Source organism: Exilispira thermophila (genome assembly GCF_055389015.1).
This window is the reverse complement of sequence record NZ_AP042476.1, coordinates 896,512-916,639: the sequence shown is the minus strand read 5'-3', so window position 1 is coordinate 916,639 and position 20,128 is coordinate 896,512. Positions and strand designations below refer to the sequence as shown.

The window sequence follows — 20,128 nt, the reverse complement described above, 5'->3', positions numbered from 1 at the left end:
AAAATCAATAGTATAATATAAAATCAGGGTACTATATTGAAAAATATGAAAATATTTACCTTAGAAAAAAAATCAAAAAATTCAAAAGCAAGAGCAGGTATTTTAAATTTACCCCATGGTAAAGTTGAAACTCCTGTATTTATGCCTGTTGGAACAAATGGTGTAGTTAAAGCTTTAACATTTGATCAAGTTAGAGAAATCAATTTCAAAATTATTTTATCAAATACTTATCATCTTTATCTTAAACCTGGAGTGGAAGTATTAAAAAAAGCTTCAGGTTTACATAAATTTTCTGGATGGGAAAGAAACATATTAACTGACTCAGGTGGGTTTCAGGTATTTTCACTAAGTGATTTCAGAAAAGTTAATGAAGAAGGGGTAATATTTTCCTCTTACATTGATGGTTCAAGACATTTTTTTACACCAGAACATGTTATTGAAGTTGAAAAAATTATAGGTTCAGATATTATAATGCCACTTGATGAATGTACTCCTATTCCAATTGAAAAAAAAATTGCAGAACTTGCAATGAAAAGAACAATAAATTGGTTAAAAAGAAGTAAAGAATACTGGATATCGAATTTAGATATATCAAAACAGTTTTTATTTGGGATAATACAGGGGAATAAATTTTTCGATTTAAGGAAAGAATCTGCTTTACAAACATTATCTCTTGATTTGCCAGGTATTGCAATAGGTGGTCTATCTGTAGGAGAAGAAAAATCTATAATGTATGATATAATTGAATATCTTGATGAAATAATTCCTGACACAAAACCAAGATACCTTATGGGGGTCGGAACACCTGAAGATCTTATTAATGGTGTTTTAAGAGGCATTGATATGTTTGATTGTATTTTCCCAACCAGAGTAGGTAGAAATGGAACATTTTTTACAGATGAAGGTAAAAAAAATATAAAAAATTCAATATTTAAATTTGATTTTGCTCCTTTAGATGAGAATTGTACATGTTATACATGCAGGAATTTTTCAAGAAGTTATATAAGGCACTTATTTAGAGCAAAGGAAATTACAGCCTTAACATTACTTTCAATTCATAATTTGCATTATCTATATAATTTAATGAACAAAATAAGAGAATCTATTCTTAATAACAACTTTGAAAATTTTGCAAAAGATTTTCTAGATAAATATTCAAATAAAAATAAATTTTAAATTTCTCATGTAATTTTTTTCAAAATATTTTCAATCTTTTTGATAAACTAAGATAAAAATATAATTAACAATTAATAATATATATTTGTAATTTTTAATTTTAATTTTAAATATAAATAAAATAAAATTTTTTATTGACAAATGTTGATAATTAAATACAATATTTAATAAATAACAAAGAATATAAATATAGCTATAATTTAATTATATTAATAAAATTACTTTTTAAAATTCATTAAATTATAATATAACACAAATTAATTAATAATATTTTAAAGTATATTAGTTAGTAGAAATATTAATGTTATTTTTTATTTATAATCTTTAAATTTTTTAAGTATTAAAAAATAAACTAAAAAGGGGGAGTTCTTATGAACAAAAAGTTTATTGTAGTGATCCTTTTGGTTGTTGCTTTAATGTTCACATTCTTTTGGGGATGTGGAAAAAAAGCTGAAACAACTCAAAAGAATGAGAAAATGGGTGGTGTACTTGTTTTTGGTACATCTGGAGATGCTGTAGGATTAGATCCAGCAAGAGAAGATGACGGTAATTCATTTAATGTTACCAATAATATTTATGAAACTTTAGTAGCATTTAAACCTGGTACTACTGAATTAGTACCTGCTTTAGCTACTTCCTGGGATATTTCCAGTGATGGATTAAAATTTACTTTTCATTTAAGAAAAGGTGTAAAATTTCAGGATGGAACTGATTTTAATGCTGATGCTGTTGTATTTTCTCTGGGAAGACAGTTCTACAAAGATCATCCATTTTATCAATATGGTCCATGGAAATACTGGGGCTATATGGATATGGATAATATAATAAAAGATATTAAAAAAGTTGATGATTATACTGTAGAAATTAATCTCAAAAAACCAGAAGCTCCATTTTTAGCTGACCTTGCTATGGATTTTGCTTCAATTGTTTCACCAACTGCAGCTAAAAAATGGAAAGAAGATTTTAAAAATCATCCTGTAGGTACAGGTCCTTTTAAATTTGTTGAATGGATTAAAGATTCTTCAATTACATTAGAGAGATTTGATGGTTATTGGGGACAAAAAGCTTACCTTGATAAGTTAGTATTTAAACCAATACAAGATCCTACTGCTAGATATTTAGCTTTAAAAAAGGGTGAAATTGATATAATGGATTTTCCATCACCTGAAGATCTTCCAAAAATTGAAGAAGATACTAATTTAAAAATAGTTCAACAACCTGGATTAAATGTTGGTTATTTAGCAATGAATACTCAGAAAAAACCTTTTGACAATAAATTAGTAAGACAGGCTGTAAACTATGCTGTTAATAAACAGGATATTATAAAAGCTGTATATGGTAAATTAGGTATTCCGGCTAAAAATCCATTGCCACCTACAATGTGGGCATACAATGATAATATTAAAGATTATCCTTATGATCCAGAAAAAGCAAAAGAATTATTAAAAGAAGCTGGTTATCCAGATGGATTTGAAACAACTTTATGGGCAATGCCTGTATCAAGACCATATAACCCTAATGCAAGAAAAGTTGCAGAGGTATTACAGGCTCAATTTGCTAAAGTTGGAATAAAAACTAAAATTGTATCTTATGAATGGGGTACTTATCTTGATAAAACAGATCACGGTGAACATGATATGGCAATGTTAGGATGGACAGGTGATAATGGAGATCCTGATAACTTTTTATGGGTATTATTATCTATACCTTCAGCAGAAGTACCTGCTGGTAATATTGCTTTCTGGAAAAACGAACAATTTACAGATTTAATTAAACAAGCTAAAGAAACTTTTGATCAAGAAAAGAGAAAAGAATTGTACTTTAAAGCTCAAGAAATTTTTCATGAAGAAGCACCTTGGGTTTGCTTAGCACACTCAATTGTTGTTGAACCTATGAAAAAAGAAGTTATGGATTTTGTTTTATATCCAACTGGTAAAAGAATTTTTCATCAAGTATGGATTCAGAAAAAATAAATTAATCTTTCATGGAGGGGGATTAAACCCCCCTCTTTTTTATAAAGATTTGGGAGCTTATTGATGTTTAGATATATTTTAAAGCGATTAGCTCTTTTAATTCCAACATTGTGGGGTGTTGTTACATTAGTATTTCTAATGATTGTGTTCGCTCCAGGTGATCCTGCAAGAGTAATGCTTGGAGAAAGAGCAACAAAAGAGTCTGTTGAAAAATTAAGGCATGAACTGGGTCTTGATCAACCCTTACATGTCCAATACTGGAGATATTTAAAAAGAGTTGTAGTTTTTGATTTTGGTAGATCAATAAAATCTGGACAAAAAGTAATTGATGAAATAAATGCTAGATTTCCTGCAACTATAGAATTATCTTTAGTATCAATGTTATTTGCAGTTGTTTTTGGAATTTTATTTGGAGTGTTATCTGCAACGAAGCAGTATTCATTTATTGATTATTCCTCCATGGTTGTTGCCTTAATTGGTGTTTCTATGCCTATTTTCTGGTTAGGATTGGTTTTAATAATTATTTTTTCAATAAACTTAAATATACTTCCAACAGGAGGAAGAATTGGTGTAAGATTATTTTTTAAACCAATTACGAACTACTATATTATTGATTCATTTATTTATTATTTTAAATCTGGTAATATCAAGTATCTGGGATCAACCTTATCCCATTTGATCTTACCTGCTGTTACTCTTGGTACAATACCTTTAGCTATTATTGCAAGAATTACAAGAAGTTCTATGTTAGAAGTTTTAAGACAGGATTATATCAGAACAGCCAGAGCAAAAGGAATTTCAGAAAGAAAAGTGATTTATAGTCATGCATTAAAAAATGCATTATTACCTGTAGTAACTGTTATAGGTTTACAATTTGGTATGTTACTTGGTGGTGCTATTTTGACTGAAACAATTTTTGCATGGCCAGGTATTGGTAGATGGTTGTATAATGCAATTGAAGCAAGAGATTATCCTGCAGTTCAAGGTGGAGTTATAATAATTTCTACTTCATTTGTTTTAATTAATTTATTAGTTGATCTACTTTATTCATATATAAACCCAAAAATTAAGTATTAAAAAAAGATAAGTATATCTATTAAATAGATTAAATTAATTGAAGAATAAAATTGCTATTTACAATACTATTTACAATAAAAGATAATTAAGCTAAAAAATAAATAAAAATAAATAATAATAAATAGTAATAAAATTTTAAAAAACTAATGAAAGAAATATAAATGTATAAAAAATTTATAAATTAATAATTTATAATGAAAAAATTGTTTTAAAAAATATGTAAAATTTAAAACTGGATTTTAAATTTTATTAAAATAGATTTAAATAGTTTTAAAAAATAAAATTATAGGTTAGGGGTTAATATGGATTTAATCTCTTTTTTTAAAAAAATACTTAAATTAACTGATCCAGAAAAAGAAAAAGCTAAAAAAGAATTATTAAGAAAACAGAGAGAAGAACTTAAAGAAAAAGAATACACATTGTTTCATGAAAACTGGATAATGTTTAGAAAAAATAAAACTGCTATGGCTGGGTTAATTATAATTATCTTTTTTATATTACTTGCTATTTTTGCTCCGTATATTTCTCCACATAAACCTATTGAACAAAATATAGAAATGAGATTAACAAAACCTTTTACAGGAAATTATATACTGGGTACAGATGATTTTGGAAGAGATATTTTAACAAGAATTATATATGGTTCAAGAATTTCACTTATGATTGGTGTTGTTTCTGTTTCTATTTCATTGTTTTTTGGTTTAATAATTGGTTTAACAGCTGGTTATTATGGTGGCTGGTATGATAATATAACTATGAGATTAATGGATATAATGTTAGCTTTTCCATATATTCTTTTAGCAATTGTAATTGTCGCAGTTTTAGGTCCTTCGTTAATAAATGGTATGATTGCAATAGGTATTGTAGGAATACCTCAATATGCTAGAATTATAAGGTCTTCTGTTTTAGCTGAAAAAGAGAATGACTATGTAGTTGCTGAAAGATCGTTAGGAGAAAGTGATAATAAATTAATGTTATTTAGTATTTTACCAAATTGTATAGCTCCTATTATTGTACAGACAACATTAGGTTTTGCTAATGCAATTTTAGAAGCAGCTGGATTATCATTTTTAGGATTAGGAGCTCAACCACCTACACCAGAATGGGGTTTAATGCTTGCTTCAGGTAAAGAATTTGTTGCAAATGCATGGTGGGTTATTACTTTTCCAGGTATTGCTATTTTACTTGCTGTTTTAGGATTTAATTTATTAGGTGATGGATTAAGAGATGTATTAGATCCTAGACTAAAAGATTAATATATAATTCTAATCTTATCGTTTAACTAATTTATATTTATAAAGGGAGTCAATTGTGGTTGAAGAAAAATTATTAGAGATTAAAAGTTTAAATACATTTTTCTATACACAAAAAGGGATAGTTAAAGCTGTTAGGGATCTGGATTTAACTATTTCAAAGGGTGAAACTTTATGTGTTGTTGGTGAATCAGGATGTGGAAAATCTGTAACAGCATTATCAATAATGAGGTTAATACCTGAACCACCAGGAAAAATTGTTTCAGGTGAAATAATTTTTGAAGGAAAAAATTTATTAAAATATTCAAAAGAAGAGATGAGAAAGTTTAGAGGTGATAGAATATCTATGATTTTTCAAGAACCTATGACTTCTTTAAATCCTGTTTTTAAAATTGGTGAACAGATTTCAGAGGTTTTTATCACCCATCATAAATTACCAAAAAAAGAAGCTTTAGAAAGATCAATTGAAATGTTAAAACTTGTAGGTATACCTTCACCTGAAAAAAGAGTTTATGATTATCCACATCAATTATCAGGTGGTATGAGACAAAGAGTTATGATTGCTATGGCTTTAGCATCTCCAAATCCTGGATTATTAATTGCTGATGAACCTACTACAGCTTTAGATGTTACAATACAAGCACAAATTCTAGAATTAATGAAAGATCTACAAAATAAAATTGGAATGTCTATTATGTTGATTACCCATGATATGGGTGTTGTAGCTGAAATGGCAAAAAAAGTTATTGTTATGTATGCTGGTAGAAAAGTTGAAGAGACAGATATTTTCACTATTTTTGAAAATCCTTTACATCCATATACAGTTGGTTTATTAAATTCTATTCCCTCAAATAAGAAATATAAAAATGCTAAAAGATTAGAAGCAATTCCTGGAACTGTTCCAAATTTGCTTGAAATTGGTGATGGATGTCCTTTTGCAAATAGATGTAAATATGCTAAAAAAATCTGTTTTGAAAAGTTTCCTGAAGATAAATATTTTAATGATAACCATTTAGTTAGATGTCATTTTGCAGGAGAAATAAAATTTTAATTAAATTCATTATCTTAAATAAAGTGATAATTTAATAGGGAGTAAAGAATGGAAGAACTTCTTAAAGTTAATAAATTAAAAAAATTTTTTGAAATAAAACCTCAGGGTATGAGAGATAAAAAAGCTACTTTAAAAGCAGTTGATGATGTCAGTTTTAGTGTTTATAAAGGAGAAACATTAGGTATTGTTGGTGAATCAGGATGTGGAAAATCAACTTTAGGTAAGACTATTTTAAGATTATATGAAAAAACTGCAGGAGAAGTTTTTTATAATGATAAAGAAATATTTTCCTTAAATAAAATAGAGATGAAAAATTTACGAAGAAAAATGCAAATGATTTTTCAAGATCCATATTCTTCTTTAAATCCACGAAAAACTGTTTCTGCAATGTTAGCCCAACCATTTAAAATTCATAATATAATTCCTCAAAATGAAATTCAAGATAGAGTAAATGAATTACTTGAAGAAGTTGGACTTGATCCCAGATATAAAAGAAGATATCCTCACCAATTTTCTGGAGGTCAAAGGCAAAGAATTGGTATTGCAAGAGCAATAGCTTTAAATCCTGAACTAATTGTTTGTGATGAAGCTGTATCTGCTCTTGATGTTTCTATTCAAGCGCAAATATTAAATTTATTATTGGATTTACAGGGAAAATATAATTTAACATATATTTTTATTGCTCATGATTTATCAGTTGTAGAATTTATTTCTGACAGAATTATTGTTATGTATCTTGGAAAAATTGTTGAATATGCTGATAAAAAAGAACTTGTGGAAAATCATTTACATCCATATACAAAAGCATTATTTGCTGCTTCTCCGATAATTGATCCAAAAGAACGAAGTGATAAAAAAATAATTTTAGGTGATGTACCTTCGCCAATAAACCCTCCAAAAGGGTGTTATTTTCATCCAAGATGTCCATATAAAAAGGATATATGTACAAAAGAATATCCTCCAATGAAAGAAGTTAGACCAGGGCACTTTGTTTCTTGCTGGTTGTATGAATAAAAATTATACTATATTTTTTCTTTGGGTTTTGAATAAAAAATAAAATTTAGCTACAAAAATTAATATTAATAAAATTATAAAAAGTATTTTTGAATTGTTTTTATTGTGGATAATAAACTTTTTATTTAAATAAATAGGTTTTATAAATTCATCAATCGCAAGATTTTTAATTATTAATGTATCATTAAATTTGTATATAAAATTTTGTGTTCCATCATAAATTAATTTTAATTTTTGATTTATTGTTTTTGTAATATTATTATTTGAAATTGAATCTAAATTTAATTTATAAATTAAATTTAAAACAGTAACCGGGAAATATAAGGATTTAGAAAAATTCTCATCAATTACTAGGATATTTTCAAGATTTTGTGTTTTTTCTAAATTAGAAAAATTTTTTAAAAATCTGGATTTATAATTTTGAAAATTATTTTTATTAAGAAAAAATATTAATGATTTAAAATAAATTTGAGATCCATAATTATTATCAGTGATCTCTGGGTCAAGATAATAATAAAATATATCAGGTGCTATTACTTTTTCCTGGTCATCACCCCATAAATCATCTGTCTTTATAAAAAGGATAAAACTTTGTTTATTTGAAATATTTAATTTTAGATTATTTTTGAAATCATAATAATATAAATTAATACTTTTTTTTGTTTTATCTTTTATTTCGCTGTTAATATTTTTATTTGCAAAAAAAATCTTAAAATTATCAGTAAATTTTGAATGAGATATTATATTTAAAGCTGGATATTCTAGATTTATAATAAAATTTAAATTCCCTTCTTTCAATAAATAATAACCTTCTTCACCTATAATAATTTTTAATTTATCAGGATTATCCATTATTATTTTATAATTATTAAATGGTTTTAATTTATTGTAATCATCTTCTAAACTAAACAATTGAATATCTATATCATTTGAAAAAGGGATATTTGAAATTGTATTAATAAAGTATATTTCAAATTGTTTTGTAAAGATATTATAATAAATATTTACAGGATAGAATATTGAAGTAGAGTCAAATCCTGATTGATAAATGTCAATATTATAAATTGTAAATGGAAAGTAATCTGTTAAAAAGATAATTTTTTTGTATTTTTGTTTTAGCTTTGTAAATAATTTGTAAATATTATTATAATCATTATTAAAATGGATAAAATTGTTATTAATAAACAAGTAAAAGTTAGAAAAATTATCATGAGGTAATTTCCCGCGAACATTATACAACTTGTTTTTGCCAATTTTAGAATCATAGGAAAGAATAAAAATATCTTTATTAAAACCATTTTTTGTTTTTAAATAATTGTAAAATTTTTTTAAGCTTTTTTGTTTTATTGAATAAGAACTATCAATAACAAACGCTACTTCTTTTTTATGGAAAATGTTAATGTTTGATAAAATTAAAGAAATTACAATTATTATTAAAAAATCAAAAAGTAAGTCATAATAAAGTAAAAACAAAATACTTAATCTACTTTTGAATTTGTGAGTTTCATTTTGTTTTAGTAAAAAATGGGAATAAACAACTTTTATTTTTTTACTTGAAGAAAAAAATAATAAAAAAATAAATGGAATTGATAAAATAAATAACCAGAATAAAAAATTAAGCATAAAATTGTTCCATTACATTAAAGTAAATATTGTATCTTTGTTTATGAGGTTCAATTAAAAAATAATTAGCATAATTTTGTTTACTTAAAAATAAAAGATCATTTAAATAATTGTTTTCTTTTTCAATAATTTTATTTTCAGTAAGATTATTTAATGGAAAAATTAAAGTTTTCATAAACTCTTCATCATTTACTAACAGTGTATCATAATCAAAGTTAAAATTTTTAAAACGATTATAAAAATGTAATAAAAAAATTTTTTTAAAATTTTTAAATGTGGTGAAATAATTATTTTCAAAAAGAAAATCTGAAAAAATAAAAATGATTTTAGGATTAAATTTAGTATTTAATTGTTTTAAAGAATACATAAAATTGGAATCTCCAGTAAAACTTGTTTTTGAAAAAACTGAAATAATTTTTGAAATATTTTTAACTCCCTTTAATTGAGTTAAAAAACTTCTAATTCTATTATTAAAAAATACAATATTTAAAGTAAAATCAAGTTTTAAGAAGATATATGATAGAGAAAATATAAAATTTAGATAATAATTTAAATCGAAAAGTTTCATTGATGCTGAAATATCAATAAAAAAATATATAGGAAGGTTTTCATGTTCAAAATATTCTTTTATGTAAAATCTTTCAGTTCTTCCATAAAGTTTCCAATCAATTTTTCTAAAATCATCTGTTATCTGGTATTCCCTTATATTTTTTAGTTCAAAAGAATTACCAGCTTTTTTATAAATTTGATTTTGTATTTTATTATTACCATGAATTTGTAGTTTTACCTGTCTTTTGATAAATATATTAATAATTTTTTGTGTTTCTTTATCAATATGAATATTCATAATTATTTTCACTATATTTTTAATTCATCTATATTTAATTAAAATTATATTATATTTTTATTATATACTATTATTGACATGACCTTCTATAATGCATAAATTAAATTTAAATATTTAAAAATACATAAATATTTATAAAAAACTAAAATGATTTAAAATTCTAATTCTCTTTTTGATTTAAAAATTATATCTTCTATTATCCCTTTTTTATTTAAATTTTCTGCTTCACCCTCAAAATTCAACACTATTCTATGTATTAAAATACTATAAACCAGTGAATCTACATCCTCGATAGAAACATTTAATCTACCGTCAAGCAGAGCTTTCCATTTGCTTCCTATTATCAAAAAAATTCCAGTCCTTACAGAAGCAGGATATAAAATATATTTTTTAACCAATGATGATGATGAAGATTCAGGATTTGTATTTAATACAATTGAAGTTATATATTTTTTTATGTTGTCAGCTACAACAACTTTTGAAATTAAGTTATAAAATTCTTTTTTAATTATTTTATTATTAGAATTATTATTAGAATTATTATTAGAAATATTATTAGAAATATTATTAGAATCAGGATTTTTATTTAAAATATTTTTATGAAAATTTAAATTTATTTGTTTTTCTTTAAGATTGATAATGTTGTAAAGAGTTTTATAATCAGGATAATCTATGTTTAATTTAAACATAAATCTATCAATTTGCGCTTCTGGAAGGGGGTAAGTCCCTGATAGTTCAATAGGATTTTGAGTGGCAAAAACTAAAAATGGATATTCTAAAGGATAAGTATTTCCTAAAAAAGTTATTTTTTTCTCTTCCATTGCTTCTAAAAAAGCTGATTGGGTTTTTGGTGTTGCTCGGTTAATTTCATCACCTAAAATGATATTTGAAAAGATAGGCCCTTTGTAAAATTCAAAATATTTTTTACCTTTTTCATCTTCCTGAATAATATTTGATCCAATAATATCTAATGGCATCAAGTCAGGTGTGAATTGTATCCTTGAAAATTTTAAATTAAAAAAAGATGCAAAAGTTTTTACTAAAGTTGTTTTTGCAAGTCCAGGATAACTTTCAATTAAACAATTACCATTTGAAAATAGAGCAATAAACATTTTTTCAATTATATCTTCAAGTCCAACAATATATTTTTTTATGTAATTTTTATAATCATTGTATAGTTGAATAAAATCATTTAAAATTTCCATTGTATTATCATTCATAAAATACCCTTTTAATTATTTTAAAAAATTAAATAAAAAATAATTTTTCATGTTGTTTATTGTTCCTGATAATAAAATAAGAAATAAAATTGGATTTGCAATAAATAAAATTTTTATATTATAAATTCCTTTGTATAAAATAATATTGTTAGAATAGTGATAGAGGGAAGTAGTTATTAAAAAGATTAAGTAGAAAGCTATATATTTGATAAAATTAATTAAATTTATATTTAACTTAAAATTGTTTATAAAATTTATAATTTTTGTTTTAGAAATTAAATAGGTTAATAATAGTCCAGTATTAATATGAATTAAAAACCCAGTTATTATTCTTAAATAAACAGTATTAGTGGGATAAGCTATAAAATAAAATATATTTTCCGTTATGGTAAAAGTAAAATAAATTAAAAAACAATTTAATATAAAAAGATTAAAATTTTTTAAACTCTTTAAAGATAGTAATATTGCCAGCCAGTTTTTAAAAGTTAATTTGATATTAAAATTCAGGTTAAATTGATAACTATTTTTTTTTGTTGAATTTAAAATTTTAATATTATTGTTATTATTGTTGTTGGTATTATTGTAATTATTTTTATTGTAATTTATATTATTATGCCCTTTGTTATGGTTAATTTTAGTTAACCTCTCAATTATAATTAATATAAATAAATAAATTAAACCAATTGATTTTAAAAATTCCTCAATAAATGCTTTAATGAATATATTATTAATACTAATTTCTAAATATCGTGATAGTAAAAATATTAAAATTCCTGTTATAATAGAATAAATCATTTTATTATCTTTTTGTTTTTATATAGATCATACAATTTTATAATATCTTCATCAATTATATTATTATTATCTGTATTAATTATAAAGTCATTAAATAGAGTATCAATGATATTTAGTTTAACTTTATTAGAATATATATTTAAAGTTTTAATGTTATTTCCTTTTTTTTCGGAATAAATAATATCCAGAAAAGTTTTGTATTTTTTTATAGGGGATTCAATTAAAATTTTTTGATCGATTTTTTTAAATCCTTTCTGGTTTTGTGAAAAAGATATAGGGAAATTTTTCTTTATCTCACTTTTGTTTTGATTTTTATCATTTTCATTTAAAAAAGAATTTTCAAGCAATTTATTAAAACTATTATTAGATTTATTTTCGTTTAAAGTTTTTTCATTTTGTTGTTTTATTATTTTAGATTTATTTTGATTATCAATATCCCCATTTTTTAATTTTCTTTCTAGTTTATTTAAAGTTTCTAACAATTCAACTTCATTATTAAATTTATTATTTTTTATATTGCTTCTAATTTTGCTTATTTCTGATAATAATAATTGCTTTTCATTATCTTTTAAAACCGGGAATTTATAGAGATTTTCTTTTTGAGATATAAATTTTTCAATATTTAAGATTTTTTTCTTATTTTCACTTACATAAGAGAAGAAAAAAGAATCAAATTTTTTATAAGATATAATTTCTATTATGATTAAAAATATTAAGTTTAACAATATTAAAAATATTAATGATTTAGAGAATTTAAATTTTATTTTTTTAAAACTATTTTTTGATAATCTTAATTTATAAAGCGATTTTTTATAGAATATATTTAAAAGAAGGTCTAATTTTTTCTTAATGTCATTTTTATCATTCTCATTACGCTTTTCTAATTCATTTAAATACAAATATGAATATAAAATATTTTTATAATCTATTATATAGATAAATTTTTTATTGTTAGAAGTTAGTAAAGGAAAAATTATAAATATAGGAAATAGAGAGATAATAAAATAATTGATAAAATGAAAAATAATAGGTTTGTAATTAAATATTAATGATAATAATACCAATGATAAATATACAAAGCAATAACTTAATAAATAATATATAAAAAATTTGTATATTTTATATAAAATAAAATATATATAATTTAGTGATATAAATTTTTTAATTGCTTTTTTTATTTTGTATCCCATTTCCAAAATAAATTATAAGTTATTATAATAGTTTTGCAAAGTAGGATGTAATTAAAAATGTGAAAATAGAATTGAAATGAGTTTGACTTTTTGATTTAGTTTTATAAAATCTATAATATGATGATATACTTTTAAATGCTAAAAAAGAATATAAATTTTGATGTATATCCACAATGCGGATATGAATTAGTTAGGTGACATTTCCAAGACTACCTTTGAAGGAGGAAGAAACCATGAGAATTAAAAAAGTAAGGATTAGAAATTTTCGATCAATAATCGATAGTAGTGAGATTAGCCTAGATGATAAGATAACCATTTTATTAGGAAAAAACGAGCAAGGAAAAACTAATTTTCTTAAAGCAATTGAATCGTTTGATAAAGACTATGAATATCAGGAGGATGATCTTAGTTATTTGTTAAGTCATGGAGAAATATCAAAAATACCTATTATCACAATTTGGTTTATACTGGACAATGCTGAAAAAAAAGATTTAATATCTATAAATGAAAGTTTTGAAATATCTAATGAACTTGTAATTACAAAGTATTTTGATGGGCATTATGAAATAGAAAAACCTGATATGAGTAAAAAATTACAATTGAAAATTGAGAATATAAAACATGATATTTTAAACCTTTTTAAAAAGAATGAGAACAACCTAAAACAATCTGTTAATTGCATAGACAAGATTGATAAAACCAAACACATCAATTGGTTAAAATCTCTTCAAAAGTCAGACGGTGGATTTAGTCATGTTCCTGGACAAGCATCACATATAACATATACCTATTTTGCTGTTAGAGCATTAATAGAATTAGGGGGATTAGAACAGATAGATAAAAACAAACTTATCCAATTTGTTGTTTCCTGTCAGAATCAAAATGGTGGGTTCGGTCATCTTCCAAATCAGCAACCACAAGTGCAATTTGTCTATAATGCCATCCTGCTTCTAAAAGAATTAGGTGCATTAGACAAGATAGACAAAACCAAACATATCAATTGGCTTAAATCTCTTCAAAAGTCAGATGGTGGATTTAGTCATGTTCCTGGACAAGCATCACATATAACATATACCTATTTTGCTGTTAGAGCATTAATAGAATTAGGGGGATTAGAACAGATAGATAAAAACAAACTTATCCAATTTGTTGTTTCCTGTCAGAATCAAAATGGTGGGTTCGGTCATCTTCCAAATCAGCAACCACAAGTGCAATTTGTCTATAATGCCATCCTGCTTCTAAAAGAATTAGGTGCATTAGACAAGATAGACAAAACCAAACACATCAATTGGCTTAAATCTCTTCAAAAGTCAGATGGTGGATTTAGTCATGTTCCTGGACAAGCATCACATATAACATATACCTATTTTGCTGTTAGAGCATTAATAGAATTAGGGGGATTAGAACAGATAGATAAAAACAAACTTATCCAATTTGTTGTTTCCTGTCAGAATCAAAATGGTGGGTTCGGTCATCTTCCAAATCAACAACCACAAGTGCAATTTGTCTATAATGCCATCCTGCTTCTAAAAGAATTAGATGCATATCTTATGGTATTATATAATGAGTACATTGAAAAACTTAAAAAAGCTACTGATGCAACAAAAATCGATAAAATATTAACTAATATTATAAACTTTCCATTGATAAATGTCGAATTAGTTGATGTGATAAAAAAAGACTTGGAAAATCTAAGAAAGATCATTAATAATAATCTGCAAAATAAAATCTTAAATCTAATCCATAATTTTGTATATTTTGATAGTATAGATTTTGTAGGAGACTCTATTTCTCTTGATCAGTATCTAAACAACAAAGACAAATATAGAACTTTTTCAAATTTATTTCAATTGGCGAATTTAGATATTGAAAAGATAAAAAATACAAAAAATCCACATACTATAAGTCGATTTTTTAAAAAAGCAACCACAAATATAACTGGGATGATCAACGAATTTTGGGAACAAGAAGAAGTAACTGTAAATTTAGAGATGATCGGTGATGAAATATTGGTATCAATTGACGACAAGTTGGGTGCTAAAGCTGATCCCCCAAGTAGGAGAAGTGATGGGTTTAGATGGTTCTTATCATTTTATATTAATTTTATAGCTGGAACAAATGGGGAATTAAGTAATGCAGTTATTCTACTTGATAATATAGGATGGTTGTTACACCCTTCTGGACAAAAAGATTTTCTAAGAGCTTTGGAAAAGATTTCAAAAACAAATCAAATAATATTCTCTACACATTCTCCTTTTTTAATAGATAAAAACAAACTGGAAAGAATTAGAATTGTAGAAAGAAAAGAAAGTAAAGGAACAAAAATATATGAAAAATTCTGGGACACTTTATATGATTCTTTATATGTAATCAGGGCAAGTATTGGAGCAGATATATCAGATTCACTTTTTGGACATAAAAATAATATTATTGTAGAGGGAATTTCTGATAAGGTATATTTGGAAACTATAAACAATTATTTGAAGAAAAAAAATAAGAAAACAATTAAAATGAACAAAGTAATGATTAATGGTGCTGGAGGTGCGGATAAAATCCTCTATCTATGGGCATGGCAAAAAGCAGAAAAATATAATGTATTAGCTCTTGTTGATGCAGATAATGAAGGAAGGAAAGTTGTTCAGGAAATTAAAAGTAAGTATATGTATGAGGATTCAGAAATTTTAAAGTTAGATGAAATTTCTAATGATTTTAAAGGAAAAGATATTGAAATAGAAGACTTATTTAATGAAGAATTTTATCATATGGCTGTTAACAGAGCATACAAAGATATTTTTGAAAGTAAATTAAAGAAATCCGAGATTAAATTAGAAGAAGTATCTACTAATGGATTGAGAACTAAAAGATACAGTAAGTTTTTTAAAGATAATGGTTTAGGAAGTTTCGATAAAATAAAAGTTGCATTAGAAATTAAGAAGATATTGTCAAAAAAGATAAGTAAAGACACAGAGAACACACTCAAAGAAACTATTGATAATTTTGAAAAATTGTTTGAAAAAATCAAAGAAAAATTCAAAAATAAGGAGATAGAACTGTAATATAAAACGGGTTTAGGTATTCTGCAGTGCTTCCTTGCCCCTATCGGGGTCACTTAACAAGCGGGTATCTGGTTCGGGCTTTCAGCCCTTACCCAAATCACCTTCGGCGACCTCAGATACCCGCCGACCGACGTTAGGCAAAAGAAGGTGTTTAAAATATGAATGAACTACTTAATGCAGTTAAACAAGCTCTAATTAGATTTATTGAAGAAATCAAAATGGAAAATTGGTTTGGAAAAGAACGGGAGATAATCAGCAGATTTGCATTCACCAACCTACTGGAACAGACAGTCACGATAATCCAACCAAGTCAAATAGGGATCGAAGTCCGAGTACGTCAAATAACTGGAAAAGGTAAAAAGGAAGTCTGCAAAGACTTAGTTATATGGAAATTTCCATTTCAAACAGTATGGTCAAAACAAAGTTCAGTTCCTATGATGATTATTGAATGGAAACACAACCAAGGGACCCCAAATCAAATTGATATTGAATGGCTGAAACAATACACATTCATGAACTCTGATTGTATAGGTGTTGCTGTAAATGTAGATACAAATCCAGAATATCGATTAGTTGCATCATTAATAAATAATGGGGTCGTGAAAGAAGAAAAGTGGATTGATTTTCCACGGTCATTCACCTAAAAATTGATAAAAGGGGTTGTCTCAAAACTTGGGGACAACCTCTTTTTTTTTATAATTTATTTGCTATAATTGAATTATGAAAAAGAGAAGAACAAAAGTACATAATAAGGTAGTATTTAAAAGATATATACAGGATGAACCACTATTATTTCCAGAAAGATTAGAAGAATATATACCAGAAAATGATATAGTAAGAATAGTAAATGATTTAATAGAAAATATGGATTTAAATTTTCTTTACAGAAGCTATAAAGGAGGTGGTAGAAGTAGTTATCATCCGAAGATGCTTTTAAAGGTAATAGTTTATGCTTATACCCAGAAAATATATTCATCAAGGAAGATAGCCAAGGCATTAAGAGAGAATATATATTTCATGTGGTTAAGTGGGAAGAATTATCCAGATTTCAGGACAATAAACAAATTCAGGAAAGAGAAGTTAGGAAGACATTTGGAAGAAATATTCAGTATATTATTATCCTATTTATATGAAACAGGTTATGTAGATTTAAACAATTATTTTTTAGATGGGACAAAAATAGAAGCTAATGCGAATAAATATAGTTTTGTATGGTCAAAGAGCATAAAAAATTACAAAAAGAAGCTTAAAGAGAATGTAAAGAAATTATTAAAAGAGATAGATTATTTAAATGAAGAAGAAGATAGATATTATGAAGAAAAAGAGTCTGAAGAATCTAAAGGTAAAAAGGAAGTATTAGATTCAAAGAAACTAAAAAAGATAGCAAAAGAATTAGAAGAGGTATTGAAAGAAGGAGGAGAAGATAAAAAAGATAAAAAGAGCAAACAATTAAAAAAAAGTATTAAGAAGTTAAAACAGGATTACATACCAAGATTAGAAAGATATGAAGAGCAGGAAAAGAAATTTAAAGGACGTAATAGTTATTCTAAGACAGATGAAGAAGCTACATTTATGAGGATGAAAGAAGATGCAATGTTAAATGGTCAATTAAAAGCAGGCTATAATGTACAGATAGGCACACAAAATCAATTTATATTGTGGTATAGTATCCATCAAGATAGATCAGATACAAACACCTTAATCCCTCATTTAGAAAGTTTAATATCAAAGACAGGGAGAAAACCAACAAATTTAATAACTGATGCAGGATATGGTTCTACTTATAATTATTTATATTTAAAAAGGAGAGGAATAAATAATTATGTTAAATATTCAGGATATTTTAAAGAAAGTAAAAGAAGTTTTAAAAAGGATAAATTAAACAGACAGAATTGGAAATATGATGAGTCAAAAGATTGTTTTATATGTGCAAATGGGAAAGAATTAAAATATGTTTATACTGCAAGATCTACAAAAAGGAAGAAATTAGAATTATACAAAGTATATTCAACAAATGGATGTAAAGGTTGTATTTATCAGGATAGGTGTAGTAAAGGAAAACCTTACAAGAATATATGGGTAAATCCAGTATTTTTAAAATTAAAATCAGAAGTTAAATCGAATTTATCAACATTAATGGGACAGGAGTTATCATTTAGAAGGAAGATAGAAGTTGAGACCGTATTTGGAGATATTAAACACAATATGGGATTCAGGAGATTTATGTTAAGAGGAATAAATAATGTAAAAATAGAATGGGGATTAATAAGTATAGCACATAATATTAGAAAGTTGTTTAAACTAAATAAAGGAAAAATTTTACCTTATTTTTTATATTTATTAAATAATTCATTTGAAAATTCTTTTATTTTTTCCTTTAATTTATAAATTTTTATATTTTTATTTTTTTTAAAAAAAAGGACTGCCTTAAGATCTAAGACAGCCCCCAAATTGCCTTCGGCAACTTCTCTTATCCTTGGCCATTATTCACTTTACCAATACAAAAGGAGATAATGAATTATGCAAAAACGAGATGAAATTACAAAAGGGGAACTGAAAGAAATATTAAAAAACCCACTGCTAAACCAGAAATTACATGAAATTCTGTCTACTAGATATTTTAATAATTGCTGGAAATTCATTGACGAAACAGAGAAAACTTCTGATGATGTCGAAAATATGATTCTTTTGGCATATTCCTCTCTTTGGCACTGGAAACAAAGAAAAGACTACAAACCTGTGAATCTTTCTGTTGGTTACTGGCTTGTTTCTAGGGTTCATGCCCTTGCTGGACATTATGAGATGGCAAAATTCTGGGGAGAAAAATGTTTAAAAATAAGCCTTGAAAATAACCTTTCTCCATTCTATGTAGGTTATGCTTATGAAGCTCTTGCACGTGCAGAATTGCTTGGGAAAAATAGCGATTTAGGGAAGGATTTTTTAAATAAAGCACAAAAAGAATTAGAAAAGATTGAAAATACAGAAGAAAGGGAGTTTTTATACAGTGATATCTCTTCTTTAATGAAATAAAATCGATTAATGTTTTTGAAGTATAAATTATGATGACAGATACAGTGTATAATAAGCGGGTATCTGGGTTTGGTTTAGATCTACCTAAATTTGCTCTGCTATGTTCCTCAAACCTTAGATACATATAACATATTATACGTTATTATCCTAAAAATAGGGAGTTAAAAAATGAAAAATTTTAAAGCAGAAATGTTTAACAAAAAGGCAGCAGATCCAAAAAATAAACCCGATAAAATTATTGAAGTTATAGGATTGAAACAAGGACAATCCATTGCTGATATTGGAGCAGGAGGAGGTTATTTTTCACTAAGATTTGCTGAAATAGTTGGAGATAAAGGTAAAGTTTATGCTATTGATACAAATCCAGAATTTTTACAATTTATCAAAAGTAATGCTAAAGAAAAAAGTTTGAACAATGTAGTTACAATTTTAACCAAAGATAAACTGGATTTACCTGAAAATAATTTAGATTTCATATTTATGAGAAATGTCACTCACCATATACCAAATCGAATAGAATATTTTAAGAATCTAAAACGATTTCTAAAGTCGAATGGCAAAATTGTTATCATAGAATATAAAAAAGGTAAGATTTTCACTTTTCGTGGATTATTTGGACATGATGTTCCTAAAGAAACTATCATTCAAGAAATGAAAGAAGCAGGGTACTTATTGGAAGAAGAATTTGATTTTTTACCAGAACAGCATTTCACAATTTTCTCAAAAAGTGAGTAATTATGAAAAGAATGTTGGTAATAGCTTATAACAAGCAATTATCTGACTATGGTAATTTGCACATACATTTAAATCCTCATTACTCTTA

At 25.3% G+C, this 20,128-nt stretch carries 16 protein-coding genes; 11 read left to right on the top strand and 5 right to left on the bottom strand.

Going from position 1 to position 20,128, the window contains the following annotated elements:
- Nucleotides 1-45 precede the first annotated feature (45 nt).
- From tgt to ACZ5EC_RS03935, 6 genes are all read left to right on the top strand, one after another.
- Nucleotides 46-1,176, top strand: a complete 1,131-nt coding sequence (tgt, locus tag ACZ5EC_RS03960; protein ID WP_464304151.1) for a tRNA guanosine(34) transglycosylase Tgt — start codon at nucleotides 46-48, stop codon at nucleotides 1,174-1,176.
- Between the two features lie 371 nt (nucleotides 1,177-1,547).
- Nucleotides 1,548-3,149 carry an ABC transporter substrate-binding protein gene (locus ACZ5EC_RS03955; RefSeq protein ID WP_464303664.1) on the top strand — a complete coding sequence of 534 codons (1,602 nt, stop codon included), beginning with the start codon at nucleotides 1,548-1,550 and terminating at the stop codon, nucleotides 3,147-3,149.
- Between the two features lie 63 nt (nucleotides 3,150-3,212).
- Nucleotides 3,213-4,226, top strand: a complete 1,014-nt coding sequence (locus ACZ5EC_RS03950; RefSeq protein ID WP_464303663.1) for an ABC transporter permease — start codon at nucleotides 3,213-3,215, stop codon at nucleotides 4,224-4,226.
- Nucleotides 4,227-4,528: 302 nt separating this feature from the next.
- Nucleotides 4,529-5,482: an ABC transporter permease gene (locus ACZ5EC_RS03945; RefSeq protein WP_464303662.1), complete on the top strand. Its 954-nt coding sequence runs from the start codon at nucleotides 4,529-4,531 to the stop codon at nucleotides 5,480-5,482.
- Between the two features lie 55 nt (nucleotides 5,483-5,537).
- A complete protein-coding gene (locus ACZ5EC_RS03940) occupies nucleotides 5,538-6,530 on the top strand; it encodes an ABC transporter ATP-binding protein (RefSeq protein WP_464303661.1) in 993 nt (330 codons plus the stop codon).
- A 48-nt stretch (nucleotides 6,531-6,578) separates the two neighbouring features.
- The gene (locus tag ACZ5EC_RS03935) at nucleotides 6,579-7,544 is read left to right on the top strand and encodes an ABC transporter ATP-binding protein (protein WP_464303660.1); all 966 of its coding nucleotides are present in this window, start codon (nucleotides 6,579-6,581) and stop codon (nucleotides 7,542-7,544) included.
- A 3-nt stretch (nucleotides 7,545-7,547) separates the two neighbouring features.
- Here the strand turns inward: ACZ5EC_RS03935 and ACZ5EC_RS03930 are convergent, their stop codons facing one another.
- From ACZ5EC_RS03930 to ACZ5EC_RS03910, 5 genes are all read right to left on the bottom strand, one after another.
- Nucleotides 7,548-9,167 carry a hypothetical protein gene (locus tag ACZ5EC_RS03930; RefSeq protein WP_464303659.1) on the bottom strand — a complete coding sequence of 540 codons (1,620 nt, stop codon included), beginning with the start codon at nucleotides 9,165-9,167 and terminating at the stop codon, nucleotides 7,548-7,550.
- Nucleotides 9,160-10,014 carry a DUF58 domain-containing protein gene (locus ACZ5EC_RS03925; protein WP_464303658.1) on the bottom strand — a complete coding sequence of 285 codons (855 nt, stop codon included), beginning with the start codon at nucleotides 10,012-10,014 and terminating at the stop codon, nucleotides 9,160-9,162. The genes ACZ5EC_RS03930 and ACZ5EC_RS03925 overlap by 8 nt, the downstream gene beginning before the upstream one ends.
- A 152-nt stretch (nucleotides 10,015-10,166) precedes the next feature.
- Nucleotides 10,167-11,234, bottom strand: coding sequence for an AAA family ATPase (locus ACZ5EC_RS03920; RefSeq protein ID WP_464303657.1), 1,068 nt, complete (start codon nucleotides 11,232-11,234; stop codon nucleotides 10,167-10,169).
- 15 nt (nucleotides 11,235-11,249) lie between these two features.
- Nucleotides 11,250-12,029, bottom strand: a complete 780-nt coding sequence (locus ACZ5EC_RS03915) for a hypothetical protein (RefSeq protein WP_464303656.1) — start codon at nucleotides 12,027-12,029, stop codon at nucleotides 11,250-11,252.
- On the bottom strand, nucleotides 12,026-12,928 hold the full coding sequence (locus tag ACZ5EC_RS03910; RefSeq protein WP_464303655.1) for a hypothetical protein: 903 nt from the start codon (nucleotides 12,926-12,928) through the stop codon (nucleotides 12,026-12,028). The genes ACZ5EC_RS03915 and ACZ5EC_RS03910 overlap by 4 nt, the downstream gene beginning before the upstream one ends.
- A 524-nt stretch (nucleotides 12,929-13,452) precedes the next feature.
- Between ACZ5EC_RS03910 and ACZ5EC_RS03905 the strand changes: the two genes are divergently transcribed.
- The 5 genes from ACZ5EC_RS03905 (at nucleotide 13,453) to ACZ5EC_RS03885 (ending at nucleotide 20,040) form a co-directional block, all read left to right on the top strand.
- Nucleotides 13,453-16,275, top strand: coding sequence for a prenyltransferase/squalene oxidase repeat-containing protein (locus ACZ5EC_RS03905; protein ID WP_464303654.1), 2,823 nt, complete (start codon nucleotides 13,453-13,455; stop codon nucleotides 16,273-16,275).
- A 158-nt stretch (nucleotides 16,276-16,433) separates the two neighbouring features.
- A complete protein-coding gene (locus ACZ5EC_RS03900) occupies nucleotides 16,434-16,919 on the top strand; it encodes a hypothetical protein (RefSeq protein ID WP_464303653.1) in 486 nt (161 codons plus the stop codon).
- Between the two features lie 76 nt (nucleotides 16,920-16,995).
- A complete protein-coding gene (locus ACZ5EC_RS03895; RefSeq protein ID WP_464303085.1) occupies nucleotides 16,996-18,663 on the top strand; it encodes an IS1182 family transposase in 1,668 nt (555 codons plus the stop codon).
- 132 nt (nucleotides 18,664-18,795) lie between these two features.
- Nucleotides 18,796-19,305 carry a hypothetical protein gene (locus ACZ5EC_RS03890; RefSeq protein ID WP_464303652.1) on the top strand — a complete coding sequence of 170 codons (510 nt, stop codon included), beginning with the start codon at nucleotides 18,796-18,798 and terminating at the stop codon, nucleotides 19,303-19,305.
- 189 nt (nucleotides 19,306-19,494) lie between these two features.
- Complete coding sequence (locus ACZ5EC_RS03885; protein WP_464303651.1) at nucleotides 19,495-20,040, top strand: class I SAM-dependent methyltransferase; 546 nt, start codon at nucleotides 19,495-19,497, stop codon at nucleotides 20,038-20,040.
- Nucleotides 20,041-20,128: the final 88 nt, after the last annotated feature.